General features: G+C 49.8%; 10 protein-coding genes. 7 read left to right on the top strand and 3 right to left on the bottom strand.

The features are described 5' to 3' along the window. Nucleotides 1-211 precede the first annotated feature (211 nt). Both ACO0K2_RS18205 and ACO0K2_RS18200 read right to left on the bottom strand, forming a co-directional pair. Nucleotides 212-1,504, bottom strand: a complete 1,293-nt coding sequence (locus ACO0K2_RS18205) for an LLM class flavin-dependent oxidoreductase (protein WP_423021477.1) — start codon at nt 1,502-1,504, stop codon at nt 212-214. Between the two features lies 1 nt (nt 1,505). Next, nucleotides 1,506-3,746 (bottom strand): TonB-dependent receptor, encoded by a 2,241-nt coding sequence (locus ACO0K2_RS18200; RefSeq protein WP_423021475.1) that lies wholly within the window; start codon nt 3,744-3,746, stop codon nt 1,506-1,508. Nucleotides 3,747-3,989: 243 nt separating this feature from the next. Here ACO0K2_RS18200 and ACO0K2_RS18195 point away from each other — a divergent pair, with 243 nt between their 5' ends. The 4 genes from ACO0K2_RS18195 to ACO0K2_RS18180 all read left to right on the top strand — a co-directional run bounded on the left by ACO0K2_RS18195 (nt 3,990) and on the right by ACO0K2_RS18180 (nt 9,314). Continuing rightward, the gene (locus ACO0K2_RS18195) at nt 3,990-5,081 is read left to right on the top strand and encodes a LacI family DNA-binding transcriptional regulator (RefSeq protein ID WP_423021473.1); all 1,092 of its coding nucleotides are present in this window, start codon (nt 3,990-3,992) and stop codon (nt 5,079-5,081) included. 62 nt (nt 5,082-5,143) lie between these two features. Next, on the top strand, nt 5,144-6,127 hold the full coding sequence (locus ACO0K2_RS18190) for an aliphatic sulfonate ABC transporter substrate-binding protein (protein WP_423021471.1): 984 nt from the start codon (nt 5,144-5,146) through the stop codon (nt 6,125-6,127). Nucleotides 6,128-6,271: 144 nt separating this feature from the next. After that, on the top strand, nt 6,272-7,075 hold the full coding sequence (locus tag ACO0K2_RS18185; protein ID WP_423021469.1) for a pirin family protein: 804 nt from the start codon (nt 6,272-6,274) through the stop codon (nt 7,073-7,075). 274 nt (nt 7,076-7,349) lie between these two features. After that, nucleotides 7,350-9,314, top strand: a complete 1,965-nt coding sequence (locus tag ACO0K2_RS18180; protein WP_423021467.1) for a methyl-accepting chemotaxis protein — start codon at nt 7,350-7,352, stop codon at nt 9,312-9,314. Nucleotides 9,315-9,354: 40 nt separating this feature from the next. On the opposite strand, the gene ACO0K2_RS18175 is transcribed toward ACO0K2_RS18180, so the two are convergent. After that, the gene (locus tag ACO0K2_RS18175) at nt 9,355-10,305 is read right to left on the bottom strand and encodes a LysR family transcriptional regulator (protein ID WP_423021465.1); all 951 of its coding nucleotides are present in this window, start codon (nt 10,303-10,305) and stop codon (nt 9,355-9,357) included. Between the two features lie 96 nt (nt 10,306-10,401). Here ACO0K2_RS18175 and ACO0K2_RS18170 point away from each other — a divergent pair, with 96 nt between their 5' ends. From ACO0K2_RS18170 to ACO0K2_RS18160, 3 genes are read left to right on the top strand one after another with little or no spacing between them, the layout of a single operon-like run. Further along, entirely contained in the window at nt 10,402-12,024 is a 1,623-nt protein-coding gene (locus ACO0K2_RS18170; protein WP_423021463.1) for an NADH-quinone oxidoreductase subunit L, read from the top strand. Next, on the top strand, nt 12,021-14,564 hold the full coding sequence (locus ACO0K2_RS18165) for a YbcC family protein (protein WP_423021461.1): 2,544 nt from the start codon (nt 12,021-12,023) through the stop codon (nt 14,562-14,564). Before ACO0K2_RS18170 ends, ACO0K2_RS18165 begins: the two co-directional genes overlap by 4 nt. Nucleotides 14,565-14,578: 14 nt before the next feature. Beyond that, entirely contained in the window at nt 14,579-15,403 is an 825-nt protein-coding gene (locus ACO0K2_RS18160; RefSeq protein WP_423021459.1) for a DUF6671 family protein, read from the top strand. The last annotated feature ends 8 nt before the right edge of the window (nt 15,404-15,411 follow it).

Genomic DNA, 15,411 nt, shown 5'->3' with positions numbered 1-15,411 from the left:
TGCGCTAACCTCGATGTGTTTTCTGTGTGCTTAGAATACGAAATCCTCATAAGTTGGAAAACGAATAAAAAAATACTTAAATACTTGGAAAACGTATATTGAAAAAAATGAGGATGAACAATGCATGCAAGGACATACGTTTGCTGTGAACGACTTGATTGAAAACCCCATGAATACCGTCTCGGCAACATGGGGTTGGAAGGCGGCGCAATTACCGCTGGTAGGTCGGGAAAGAAAGTCCGAGGTTTTCCCGCAGGGTTGATCCCTCATAGCGTGTCCGCACTAGTCCACGGCGTTGCAGCTCAGGTATAACCAGTTCTGCAAAATCAGTGAATCCCTGCGATAGATAAGGCGGCATGATATTGAAACCGTCTGCTGCGCCGTTCTCAAACCACTCTTGCATGTGATCCGCGATGTATTCAGGTGTGCCAACGAGTGTAAAGTGGCCACGTCCGCCTGCAATACGAAGATACAGCTCGCGAATCGTCAGGTTCTCGCCTTGTGCTAACGAGGTCAGTAGCTTCTGACGACTTTGCTGACCACTGTTAGTGAGTGGGAGCTCGGGGAGGGGCTCGTCAATGGGGTAACCCGAGAGATCAAAATTCCCAATCATTCTTCCTAATAAAGCCAAACCATCTTTGGGCAGTACAAGCGCTTGCAACACGTTCCATTTTTCCTCCGCTTCTGCTTGCGTTTTACCAACGATGGGGAAGAGCCCTGGCATAATTTTCAGACTCTCTTCCGAGCGACCTGCATGGCGGACGCGTTGCTTGAGATCGGCATAAAACTGTTGTGCCGACGCAAGAGTGGGATGGGCGGTGAATACAACGTCTGCCGTTTCAGCAGCTAAATTCTTTCCCGCTTCAGAGCCACCTGCCTGAACGACGATGGGGTGACCTTGTGGGCTACGACTGACATTCAGTGGACCAGCGACCGAGAAGTGTTCGCCGCGATGGTGTAAAGGATGCAGTTTCTCTGGGTTGAATTGTCGTCCCCCTTCTTTGTCGTTGAGGATGGCATCGTCTTCCCAGCTATTCCACAAGCCTCGTACGACTTCATGAAATTCTCGTGCACGTGCATAGCGGTCGCTGTGCGCAACATGTTCTTGTCTTCCAAAATTGGCTGCTTCACTGGCATTATCAGAAGTCACCAAATTCCAGCCAGCCCGGCCTCCAGAGAGCCGATCCAGCGAGGCAAATTTACGCGCAACGTGGTAAGGCTCGTTATAGGTCGTCGTTGCCGTACCAATGAGGCCGATATGCTCAGTCACTGCGGCAAGTGCAGATAACAAAGTGAGTGGCTCTAATCCACCAACGCCGCTCGTTAATGCGACACTATCTGCAAAAAAAATTGCGTCAAAGCAGGCGCGTTCGGCGGTTTGGGCTAATTCTTTATACAGCTTCAATGGGTTACTACCCGCATCGGCTTGTGGGTGGCGCCATGCTGCTACATGATGTCCGTTATGTAGCAGAAAGGCGCCAAGTTTTAATTGGCGCTGACTCATTTTAGAACTCTTTTCTCACATTAATTCCAACATACCGTGTGTCATCGCGTGGAATACCACGGGTGACCGTGCCACCACTACTAATCAGATTCGTTGAATACGATTTGTCTGCCAGGTTTTTACCAATCAATGCAACACGCCATCCTTTTTCTGGCGTAGACAAGGCAACGCTGGCGTTCCAAATACCATAACTACCTTGGATGCTGGTTGGGGATTGGAAAAGGTCATATTGCACCTTGCTTTGCCATGCATAATCGCTTGCGAACTCAACTTGCAGACCATTATTCAAAGGCACTGTGTAGGCAGCACGGGTAAATGATTTAGTCTTCGGTGAGAATGGCAAGGTCTGTCCGTTCAGATTGCAAGACGCTGCGGCGGCAGCAGGGCAATTGAACTGATCAATATGGGCATCGATATAGGCGACAGAAGTACTGAGATGGAGCTGGGAAGTAGGACGCGCTTCCAATTCCACTTCAACACCACGCGTCGACACATCACCCGCATTAATCAGACGCGTAACGACAGCACCCGCCACCGTGTCATAGAAGTTGGCTTGATAGTTGGCATATTTCGTTTGGAACGCAGCGACGTTGAGGCTCAGCTTGCGATCAAGTAAGAGTGCTTTGAGGCCGATTTCATAGGAGTCGGATGTCTCTGGTTTCAATGCCAACGTATCACGGTTGAACATATTGAAGAAGACGTTATACGCGGGACCCTTATAGCCACGAGAATATGTCGCATAGCTCGTGACAGTATTGCTGATGTCAAATTGAAAGCCAAGGCGGCCAGAGAATGCACTTTCGGTATCGGATCCAGAATTGGCGGTTGCAGGCTGCACGCCAGCGAATGCCGTTGACGAAGTCGATGTTCTTGAATGTTGATAAGCGATTTTATCGTGCGTCCAGCGCAATCCACTCAAGAACTTCAGTTGTTGCGTTATTTTATAGGTGCTATCACCAAACAGCGCCAGACTATCGTTATCAACGCTGTAGGGTGCGTAACCGGAATTCACAACCGACGGTAGCGTCGTCACAATCCTTTGGTAAGTTTCTTCGTCCTTGCCTTTGAGGTAGTAAGCCCCCGCTACATATTCAAAGAGATCACTTTTCGGCGAGGCGACGCGGACTTCTTCAGAGAATTGACGGTAATACAGTGTGCCAATATCGCGTGTCGCTGGGAATGCTGCGGTGATCCGGCTGACATCAGCACTATTGCCGATGGTCGATGTTGTTGTGTGTTGGACGTTGTCCCATGACCTGATACCAGTGATGGAGGTCCATGTGTAGCCTTGATTGCGCCAGTCAACTTGTGCTGAAACGCCCTTGTTAAAGTCGTTAATGGCATTCGATAAATCGTACTCCACTTGACGATTCGTTGCGCTAATGTGTACCGGTGCGACTGCGTTAATGACAGCGGTATTTGTGGATTGCGCAATCGTATAAGTGGGGGACGAGACCGAGCGTAAGTAGTCGGCGGTCAGAGTAATGTCCGTGTCCTGATTTGGCGTAATCAGTACTTTTCCGCGTAGACCTTGGTGATCGAAACCATTCACTTTTTCGCCCGTTTTTAAGTTGTCGACGTTGCCATCGTAGGCCGTATCGACAACGGTCAGAGAGGCACGAACCACATCTTGTTTCAATGTGCCGCTCACGCCTGCGCTGAGGCGTTTTTCATTTCCTTGGTAAACAGCGGCATCAACGAAACCGGTCAACTCTTTACTTGGTTGTTTGGTAATGATGTTGATCACACCGGAAGACGCATTTTTGCCAAACAAGGTGCCTTGGGGACCACGCAGCACCTCGATACGTTCGATATCGAGCACATCCAATGTTGCTTGTCCTGGTCTTGCTAGAACGACGCCATCGATGATAGTCGACACCGTTGGCTCAACACCTGGTGATGTGGAAATGGTGCCGATCCCACGAATAAAAATACTCGTATCTTTATTTCCGCCTTGCTGCCTGAAATCGACGCTGGGTAATTCTGCCGCGATCGTATCAATGCTATTGCGGTTGGATTGCGATAGTTCGTCCCCGCTCAACACAGAGACCGCAATGGGGACCGAACGTACGGACGCTTCGCGACGGGTTGCTGTCACAGTCACGGATGGTAGGCCGCCATCATCCGGTGGGCTGCTTTCTTCCGCGGCGGCGCTGAGTGACAGGCTTGCACCTGTAAGAAGGGCGAATAGGTGCTGATATCGCCGAGACTGAAGTTGTTTGTTTTTAGTATGGATGTTCATATTTACCCTGAATTAACGCTGAATTGATAATGATAAAAAGCTGATTCAAAACGGAAAAAGTACACAGTCGGTTTGATATGTAATTCGGTAATAAGCTTCGAATTATTTGCGACTTCGTACGCTTCCTTGGTACTGATAGAATTTGATGGTACCGATACCATTGCTATTTAGTTTCTGTGATTGACAGGGCATTCGTCAAAGAATGATTTCAAACATCCATATGTCATTTAAAAATATAGAACCATGATCAAAAGAAAAACTGAGATCGATCGTCATTCAGACAATGCGGAAAATGACGTGCCGTCCGCAACGCGCAAACGCCGTGGTTCAGGTCGCGCAACGATTCATGATGTTGCGCAGATGGCAGGTGTGGGATCGATCACCGTATCGCGTTATTTCAAGCAACCAGCGTTGGTCTCTGATGCGTTACGAGAAAAAATTGCAGCAGCTGTTAAGGTGCTTAATTACGTTCCCAATCTTGCAGCCGGTGGCTTGGCGTCGACCCATTCTCGTATTGTTGGAATGGTGATTCCCAATATTTCTGGTCCCATTTTTGCGCATACCATACAAAGCTTTAGCGATACGTTGAATGCACATGGCTATCAGCTCTTACTGGCTTCAAGCTACTTTTCTGTTGAGCAAGAAGAACAGGCTGTACGCGCATTTTTAGGTTGGTCACCCGCCGCATTGGTTGTCACGGGGCAGTATCACAGTCGAGGGACTTTGCAGCTTTTGAATAAAGCGAATATTCCTGTCGTAGAAACGTGGGATTACCAACCTAAGCGTCGGTATATGCAAGTCGGTTTTTCGCATCATCGTGTCGGTGAGCAGGCGGTACGTTATCTGCTCAACAAAGGGTATGAGCGCATTGCCTTCGTTCAAAATAGTGTCGTCGGCGACGAAAGTGCTCTCGATCGTCGAGATGGTTATGCTGAAGTATTACGTGAAGCAGGATTGCAGCCGCAATTTTTTGTACCGACGCAAGCGAGCCCGTTTGATGCTGGAAAACAAGCGATCGAAGCATTGGCATTAAGGAAGAAAGATGCGGTGCAAGCGATTATTTTCGCCAACGACAACTTGGCTGCCGCCGCGATTCTCGCGGGGCAAAGAGCCGGTATCGCGATGCCGTCGCAATGTGCTTTGATGGGATTTGGCGACTATGCCATGTCATCAATGTTACTGCCCAGCCTCACCACGATCCGACCACCCGCCAGAGAAATCGGTGAAATTGCAGCGATACGCATTTTAGAAAGTCTTGGAGAAATACCGGTAACAAAAAAAATACAGCGGCTCACACTGCTGGAGTGCGACTTACTCGAGCGCGAGAGCGCATAGCCATCGAAACAACGAAACAACGAACCAACTTATCATTCAACAACGGACAAAGAGCAACCACTATGATCAATTCACTACGTCGCTTCACTCACCTGTTAACCTTCTTGCTTACGCTGACCTTATACCCGTTCGTGGATGCCCATGCGGACAATAAAATAGTGACCATTGGCTTTCAAAAAGGAAGTGGACTGTTAGCAGTACTCAAAGCACAGGGTACGTTAGAAAAAACACTTGAGACACAAAAAATACAACTCAATTGGATTGAATTTCCTGCCGGCCCTCAACTTTTAGAGGCGCTTCATACCGGTAACGTGGATTTTGGTTATACCGGTGCGCCACCACCGGTCTTTGCACAGGCGGCAGGTGTTGAGTTAATGTATGTTGGTGCTGAGCCTGCTTCACCAGGGGCGGAGGCGATCGTCGTACAGAAAGACTCACCGATTAAAAATGTGAACGAATTGAAGGGAAAGAAAGTCGCGTTTCAGAAAGGATCGAGTGCTAACTTGTTGATTGTGACGGCACTTCGTCGTGCGGGCTTAACGGTTAACGATATTACGCCAGTCTATCTGACTCCCGCTGATGCTCGTGCTGCATTTATCAGCGGTAGCGTCGATGCGTGGGCGATCTGGGATCCTTACTTTGCAGCGATTGCACAATCCGTGCCGGTACGGGTTTTGGCTGATCATCAAGGCTTATTGCCTGCCAATAGTTTTTATGAAGCATCACGTCGTTTTACACAACAGTATCCGGCCGTGTTGTCGGCAATCTTAAATGAGTTAGCAAAAACCGGCGCATGGGCGACACAGCATCCACAGCAAGTTGCTAGCATTCTCTCTGGACAACTCCATATGCCAGAGGCGACGCTCCTTACGTGGCAACAGCGTGTTCATTACGGTGTGACACCTGTAACGCCGGATATCGTCGGTCGTCAGCAGGAAATTGCGGACCTCTTTTTTCAGCAAAAGCTGATTCCGAAAGCTGTGCGGATCAGTGAACGCGTTTGGTTATGGTCTCCCGCTTCCACAACGACGGCTGGTACGCATTGATTGTTCTATGATTGTTCTATGATTGTTCCTCGATTGTTCCATTCATGAACGAGTCTATTCCAATTGACTAGCTTTATCTCAGGTGAATTCCTCCCTATACTTTTGGTTATTCACACAACACCGACATGAATAGGGAGGGCTGCGATGACTACAGAGAGAAAAATAGTCGCACGAACCGGTGGACAGACGCACGGTCCGATTACGCGTCTCATGAGTCCTGGAGACCTGGGGCACCTGCTCAAACCATTTATCTTTCTTGATTATGTCGAGGCAGAGGGTAGTGGGCCACAGTTTGGATTTCACCCCCACTCTGGCATCGCCACCCTGACTTTTCCATTGACCTTTGACATTGAACATACAACGTCAGAGGGGCAAGTGGATGTCGTGCGTAAAGGCGGGGTTGAATGGGTGATGACGGGCAGTGGCATCTGGCACAAGGCGCGTGGTCTTCATGGCGACCAGATGCGTGCTTTTCAGACATGGTTTGCCATGCCGCCATCCCATGAATTGGCGACACCTTCCGCTCAATTTGTACAGGCAGATGAGGTGCCACGCTCAGGACCGGTCACCTTGCTTCTCGGGAAGTACCAAGAACTAGTCAGCAAGATCACGCCACCTTTTGATGTCAGTTACTTATGGGTGGAGTTAAAGGCGGGTGAGTCTTGGACGTATCAGCCATCCCAGACCCATGATATTGCGTGGCTATTTCCACAAACGGGCACAGTTGGTGTCAGTGGTAGCGATATCGCGAGGGAATTGGTAGTTTTTGAAGAAGGGCATGCGTCGATCGTTGTCGAGGCCCGCACAGATTGCCGTTTTCTACTCGGCTCCGCAGCGAAGTTGCCTCAGTCTCTGGTCATGGGTTATTACTCAGTGCATTCGTCAGAGCAACATCTGATACTGGGGGAGCGTCGAATCAAAGAGATTGGTGCGTCGTTGAAATCGTAACAGCCTAAAAATCTCAATGCCGACTGTTGTACGGTAGTCGAGATCAAAAGCCACGTTGTCGTACGTGGCTTTTTTATTGTTGAATTTCTTGCAATTTTGTTTTATTGCATCTATGGTAGATACCACGCCACATCATCTGCATCGTCGGCATTGTATTTCGCCCTCCGCTTTAAATGAAAAACATTGAAAGATTCAATTTTTTGAGTGGATTTGTTGCGTATGGGAAACTACACTGCATGTACCAACTAGGTGGCTTCACCCTCGGAGACGTGCCATGCGAACAATCGAAAGATCTCATCTCCGAGGCATCAGCCTTGGGACTCGCCTCAGTATCATCGTTTTTTCTCTTGTGCTTGTGGTCTTCACAATCTTTATCAGCGCACTCGGTTACAGCATCTACCGATCAATGCAAGCCACAGCCGTTCAGGACGTTTCACACACGGTAGAAAATATCAACGATATGTTTGATGTGTTTGATAAGGCCGTGAGAGCCGATGCGCAACGCACCGGAACGACCTTTCAGCGGCAATTAACGCAGCCGTTTGTGCTCAAAGAAAACGATAAAGTAAAGATTGGTGACCGGCAAGTGTCGACGCTGACTTATGGCGGGGAAATTATCAATGGTAATGAATCCATCGTCGATCAATTTACGAAAACGACAGGAGCAATTGCTACCATTTTTGTCAAAGAGGGGAGTGAATTTGTCCGAGTCACGACGTCCCTGAAAAAAGAAAATGGCGAGCGCGCTGTTGGCACAGCACTCGACCACACTCATCCCGCTTATGCATTACTTCAGTCGGAAAAAGGCTACATTGGTGCCGCGAAATTGTTTGGCAAAGACTATATGACCAGCTATATGCCGATCACCGATGAACAATCGCATATGGTCGGCGTGTTATTTGTGGGGATCGATATTTCGCCCAGTCTCATATTTCTTAAAGATAAAATCCTCGCGATGCGTATCGGAAAAACCGGAAGCTACTTCGCCTTTCATTTGAAGAAGGGTGATAGCTTGGGAGACCTCACTTTGCATCGTGATCAGGAAGGGCGAAATGTTTTGAAGGATAAAACGCCGGAAGAGTCCGATGCATTGAAAGCGATGATCGAGCAAGGCCATGGGACGCTATATTTCAATAGCAATCTATCAGGTGGTGAACCGCAACAGCATCTAGCCGTTTTTAAAAAAATCGAGGTCTTGAACTGGATGCTGGTGGGAGCGTGTCCTGTGTCTGAAATTACAGAAGATACCTTGAAGAATTTGATGCTATACGCGCTCTTCGCGATGGTGTTGATCATCATCACGGCGTTTGCACTCTTGTATCTGATTCGAAAAAATGTGACTGTTCCTTTGAATCAAGCAAGCGCATTGGCAAAGAAACTGGCGGTCGGTGATTTAACCGAAAGAACACACCATGAAAGATCCGATGAAATTGGCGAATTGCTCGATTCGATCAATAACATCGGTACTGGACTCGCCACTGTTATTCAAGAAGTGCGCGCGAGCTCTGCCTCAATTCAAGTGGCGGCGGCAGAGATTGCTTCCGGTAATGCGGATCTTTCATCCAGAACCGAGTCGCAGGCGAGTTCACTGCAAGAAACAGCAAGTTCTATGGAAGAGTTGACTTCGACCGTTGAACACAATGCCGAGAATGCGAAGTCGGCTGCGAAATATGCAGAGATGGCATATTCCGTCGCCATGGATGGGGGCGATGTCGTCAAGGGTGTTGTTCATACCATGGACGACATCAAGGAAAGCTCAAATCAAATTGTTGATATCACCGCTGTGATTGATGGTATTGCTTTCCAGACGAATATCCTAGCGCTCAATGCTGCGGTAGAGGCTGCGCGGGCTGGTGAACAAGGAAGGGGCTTTGCGGTGGTGGCATCCGAAGTCAGGAACCTGGCGCAGCGGGCCGCTTCTTCGGCGAAAGAAATTAAATTGTTGATTGGTGATTCTGTTGAGAAGATCAATAAAGGCGCAGCGATGGCCGATGTGGCAGGCAAAACGATGACGGATATTGTGAGTCATTTAGAGCAAACCTCTGCCACGGTCAATAGTATCAGTCACGCCAGCGCAGAGCAAAGTGCAGGAATTCATCAGATCAGCCTCGCCGTGACGGACATGGATGATATGACGCAGCGGAATGCGGCATTGGTGGAGCAAGCTGCCGCAGCGGCACAAAGCCTACGTGAGCAAACGGATAAGTTGAATACGCTCGTCAATCAGTTTAGGCTCTAAACCGCGTGGGTCCATTCGTTCGATAAAAGTTAGATCAAAGCTAGACAAAGTTATCCGCCAGATGCGCAATATCTGGCGCGACCCATTGTGGCTCGACACATTCTTGCAGATGTTCCGCCATAAACTTGACGAGTTGCATTGCCGCGTACGGAAGACGGCGATCTTTTCTGCTGACTAAATACCAGTGGCTCTCGAGTGGAAAATGTTGCACCGGCAGGATCGCAAGTTTTTCTTGACCTTCTTGCAAGGTATGCGCCGAAATGACGGATAAGCCGAGCCCTGAGGCGGTGCCAAGTCGGATCGCTTCATTACTTTCAATTTGCATCGTGTCGGCGAGCTCGATACCTTGGCTGCTGAGCCAAGACTCAAACATCATCCTTGTGGCAGAGCCTGGCTCGCGGATCAAAAATCGCTCATTTCTCAGGTCGCTAAAATCCAACTGTTCTCTTGTTGTTGCCCAATGATCAAGTGGCGCGATGATTTGTAATGGATTTTTCAAAATACGCGTCGCTTGTGCTTCAGTGCCGCTGGGCGGATGGCTAAAGACGTACAGGTCGTCTTCTTGCTTAGAGAAGCGTTCCAAAATGTGTGCTCGATTACCGATATTTAATGTCACACTCACTTTAGGAAATTGTCGGTAAAATGCACCCAAAATCCGTGGCAGAACATATTTGGCCGTGGTGACAATGCCGAGGTGAATATGTCCCGAACTACCCCCGCGTGCTTGTTCAAGAAAGCCATTAAAATCATCAAATCGAACCAAAACATCACATGCAGCGCGGTAGAGTTCTTCTCCCACATGTGTCATTTCCATACGACCCTCGCGTAGGGTGAATAAAGGCTCGTCGACGGCCTCACGTAATTTTTTTAGCTGTAGCGATACGGTTGGTTGCGTCAAATGTAATGCACGCGCGGCGGCAGAAATGTTCCCCAGTCGCGCAACTTGTACATAAACCTGTAGCAAACGGAAGCTCAAATGGCGAATGTTCATAGATGATTATCTATAGGGTTGGTTGAAACAATTTATTATTCAATATACCTAAAAATCGGGACAATAGCTATTCTGTTTATCAAGAGGAGTGTTTTCATGCTCGGAAACGTCGTCGATTTTATCTCTGCTTTTACTCACTCCACTCTCAGCGTGTCTTCGTTGTTAGCGCAATTAACATTAGCCTTGCCTGTGCTATTGGTGATTGCTGCGGCTTTGACTTCTTGGCGCTTGGCGCAGAGGAGTGCCTTATTGGCAATGGTGATCGCGTTTTGTTCGCTGGTCAGTGTGGGATTTCACGGTGCGGTGGTTGGTGTTGCGAGTGAATGGCTGCCCACCGTCAAGATCGATGTCTTGAGTGGCCTCATGTTGGCACTGACCGGGTTTTTAGCGTGGGTCATTCTGTGTTATTCCAAAAATTACCTCGCGGGCGATCAAGGCGTAAGCCGTTATCTGCGTTGGCTATGCCTGACTGTGGCGACGGTCTGGTTGCTTGTGACGTCGAATAATTTGCTGTTTATCTGTTTATCGTGGACAGCAAGCAGCTTGGCATTGCATCAATTATTGGTCTTTTACAAAGACCGCCCAGCAGCAAGGATGGCGGCGCATAAAAAGTTTCTCATTAGTCGTGCTGCGGATGTGTTGACCTTTGCAGGTTGTTTGATCTTGTATCTGCATCTTGATACCTTGGAAATTGATGGTCTCATGCATATCCTCGCTCAATCGCATCAACCTGGTCGTTGGGTGCAAATGGCCGCATTGTTATTCGTGTCCAGTGCGATTTTAAAATGTGCTCAGTTGCCGTTACATGGATGGCTGTTGCAAGTGATGGAGGCGCCAACGCCCGTATCGGCGCTGCTCCATGCCGGTATCGTCAATATTGGGGGATTTATCTTACTCAGGCTCTCTGGCTTGTTGGAGGTGGCACCCACTGCACAACTGGTGCTGGTGATCGTCGGAAGTGTCACGGCAGCACTCGCGGCCTTAGTGATGATGACACGAATTAGTGTGAAGGTAATGCTTGCGTGGTCGACTTGTGCGCAGATGGGGTTTATGTTGCTTGAAATTGGTCTGGGCGCGTATTCGCTTGCGCTCCTCCATTTGTTGGCACATTCCCTCTATAAAGCACATGCATTTTTAAACGCGGGAGAAACCGTTTCCCGGCAGCGCATGTTGGGAATCGCCCCTGCGACGCATATGCCAAGCCTCGTGCAAATTCTATTCGCCTTAGTGGGTGTTGCCATCGCGGTGGTATTAACGAGCGTGCTGAACGGACTCGATCCATACGGCGAACCGGTGCTGTGGCTGTTCGCGTTGGTGTTGGTAAGTAGCTTGCTTCCTTTGGTGAGCTCTCCCTTTGAAAGCCGTGGCTGGTCACAGGTGATGGTGCTCATTGGGTATGCCATCGCTTTGTCATTGGTGTACGGTGTCTGGCACGTTATTTTTGGTCGTTTGCTTCCGTCTTCAGAGATTCCCCCTTCGCCACTGAGAATCGGCTTTGCGATGCTGTGCCAGTTAAGCCTCCTCTTGACGCAATTTATTGTATTGCACCGACCGCAAGGAGACCTCTCTCGTTGGTTACATCCAAGGGCATTTGCGGGTTTTCATCTTGACGAGTTCGTGACGCATCTGACGCTCAAGATTTGGCCAACACAGCTTCTGATGACCCCGCCTCAGGCGTTACGCATCACCACACCACTTCTGAATAAAAAAGGATCATGATGATGCCTCACGCTTATGTTGCACCGTTTCCTTCTCCTAATGCATCGACGTTGACGCATCCTGTTGTTGTCACGGAAGACCAGATTCAACAAGCCCTTGTGCAGGCGTGCAAACGGATTGCGCCAACGTGGCCGCTCGATAAATCGATTGCGGTCAATCCTCTGTGGGGCTTTGTCGAGCAGCCTATCGAGGCGGTATCGAATTATGTTGCCTATCTCTGTGGTTCCACATTGACGATGCCGCGTGATTGGTATCTTGAACAATTTCATCGGGGGCAGATCACGATAGAGGCGCTGCGCGCTGCTATGAAACGGCGATCCGTCGATCTGTCTGTCGAAGGATGGCTCGCACTGTCTTCCTCAGCACCGTCTGAAAACGCACAACGCTTTCACCTTTTTACCGACGCACTGGATGCAAAGCGAGATTTAGTCCATCAGCCCTCGTGTAAGGATGTTGTGACCCATGCCATTGGACAGCACTGCGCGTCTTGGTTTGATCAGGGGCAGGCACGATGGACATTAACGCCTGCTCGCTCCCTGTATGCTGCATGGCGTGAAATTGCATCGTGCGATAACGGCCCCTCATTGCTGACAGGCATTGACGGTATCGCCGATCGGATTGCGACACTGCCTGAAACACATCAAGAGCTGATTGCTTTGGTTTGTCGTCGGTTGCACATTGGCCAGCATGAATGTGAAACCTATTTCACCGCTTTGTTATTAAGCGTCAACGGTTGGGCGGCATGGTGTGCTTACTTGGCGTGGCAAGCGGATCTTGCGGGGACGAGTGATCACCACTTGGCGCAGCTCCTAGCAATCCGGCTTGCATGGGAGTGGGTGCTGATGGATACACCTACGCATGAATCTGTTGTCGCAGAATGGCGCGCGGCGCGCGGTGCGGTGGGCTCTGCTGAGGTGGGTACGATGGATGTCAGCGATAAGATCGACTGGATATGGCAGGATGCACTCGACATGTCATGGCAAATGCAAGTCAATCAGGGCTTGATGCAACATCAAAGAAGCACGCAGCAAGGTGGGGTAGAGCGTAGTGTGTCGGTACTGCGTCCCACGATGGATGCGGTCTTTTGCATTGATGTTCGCTCAGAGCGCATGCGTCGCGCCTTAGAGAAAAGTGATCCAGCGATCCGCACCCACGGTTTTGCAGGGTTCTTTGGCTTACCGATCGAATATTTACCGTTCGCGGGACAAAAAGCGCGACCACAACTACCTGGATTGCTTGCACCCCAGATACGTGTTGTCTCTGTGGCGAATAATCCTGAAACAACCAATCATCTTTTCGCTCAGCGCCGTTTTAGGTTAAGTGTGTCGCAGGCATGGGAGCGTTTCAGGACGTCGGCAAGTAGCGGATTTGCCTTTGTTGAAACCACGGGGTTGACGTACGGATGGAAACTACTGAAATCCAGTCTTCGTGGTGCGAAAGAAAAAAATATTGATATGGCTGCGTTGTCTGACCAAGAGCACGGCCAGTTATTCCCAGTGATGCAAGGTGTGAGCCTTGAGGCGTCCATTCAACTCGCTGCGGGTATTCTTCGTGCCATGTCGATGACATCCAATTTTGCGCCGTGGGTACTGTTGGTTGGTCATGGTAGTCAGTCTGCGAATAATCCTCATGCGACCGGATTAGATTGTGGTGCTTGCTGCGGACAATCGGGTGAAATCAATGCGCGGGTTTTGGCGGCGATGCTCAATCGCGAAGAGGTAAGGAAGGGATTGATGGAGCAGGGTATTCACATTCCTGCCGATACACGATTTATTCCTGCATTGCATAATACGACGACCGATGACATTCGCCTCTTTGATGTTGGTGTGGATGGTCTGAATGATCTGGCGCTGCAGCAGGTGAAATGTTGGCTTTTAGAAGCGAGTGAGCGTATCCGTGCTGAACGGGCCCCAAGTCTCGGGCTGGCAGCACGGGATGCAGGGACACTGAAGAAAGAATTCCTGCAAAGGGCGGGTGACTGGTCTCAAGTGCGCCCAGAATGGGGCCTCTCGACAAACGCAGGCTTTATCGCCGCGCCACGTGAGAGAACAGCGCATATCAACCTCGAAGGTCGTAGCTTTTTACATGACTATGATTGTGCGGCAGACCAGGACTTTGCGATTTTGGAGCAAATTCTCACAGCACCTGTGGTGGTGGCTCACTGGATTAATATGCAATATTTTGCGTCGACCGTCGATAACCTCCGGTGGGGGAGTGGCAACAAGGTGCTGCACAACGTTGTTGGGGGTAATATTGGCGTGTTCGAAGGCAATGGAGGCGATTTGCGTACAGGTTTGCCACTGCAATCGCTACATGATGGCAAGCAGTGGATTCATGCTCCTTTGCGTTTGTCGGTCTGGATCGAGGCGCCACATCACGCGATCTTGGCGATTGTGCAAAAGCATGAAAAACTTCGGCAGCTTGTGACTGGTCGGTGGTTGCATCTGTTTTGTATCGAGCCGACGACTGGCAATATTCTACGGTGTGTCTTGGATGAAGCGTCGCCTCATCCATGGCGTGTAGAGGCATCTCGAGATTAAGGAGGACGAACGACGTGCAAGACGTGCTGGTATTGCAACCCGCTGCGCTATTAACTTGTCATAAAAAGGAGGCGGCATTGGCCGCACCGATGGCGAAGGCTGGTTATGCGGTGTTGACGATCGATCACTTTGATACCGACTCACTGGGCACTTTTACAGGCGAGATCGCCCGCGAAGGTACGATGCTCGATGCAGCACGCGCCAAGGCGGAGCTCGCCTGTGAACTCAGTGGCGAGCGATTTGGCATTGGCAGTGAGGGTAGCTTTGGCGGTGACCCTTGGTTTGGCGTCACTGGATGGGGGCGGGAAGTGCTGGTGTGGTATGACGCCAAGGAGTGTTTTGCGGTGACGGCCTTCGTGCAAGGACCGGAAACAAATTATCTAAATCAGTCGGTCAATACCCTCCAAGAAGCCATCGAATTCGCCGACAAAATCGGATTTCCAGAGCATGGCGTGATCATTGGTGAGCCCGGTCAGCCGTTCTATGATAAATCCTGCATGGATCGTCCCTCATTTGAGCATGCGGTAAAAAAAGCATTGATGTCGGGTGACGTGAGTTTATCGACCGATATGCGCGCTCATCGAAATCCGACGCGGATGAAAATGATTGCGCGTTGTGCTGAGGACCTTGCTCAACGATTAGCGAGCCATTGTTCTGCATGTCATGCCCCAGGCTTCGGTGCATATGCGCCGGTGGCAGGCGCTTTGTGTATGGCATGCCACCGACCTACACAGCAGTCGCGCGGGGTCTTGTTGCAATGTGTGCGATGTGAGTTCTCACAGGAAAAGCCGCTCCGTACGGAAGTTCCTGCAAGTTATTGCGACTACTGTAATCCTTAGCTTTAGCG

The sequence above is a fragment of the Undibacterium sp. MH2W genome (assembly GCF_049340215.1).
Lineage (GTDB): Bacteria > Pseudomonadota > Gammaproteobacteria > Burkholderiales > Burkholderiaceae_D > Undibacterium.
This window is presented reverse-complemented; position numbering and strand designations above follow the sequence as displayed.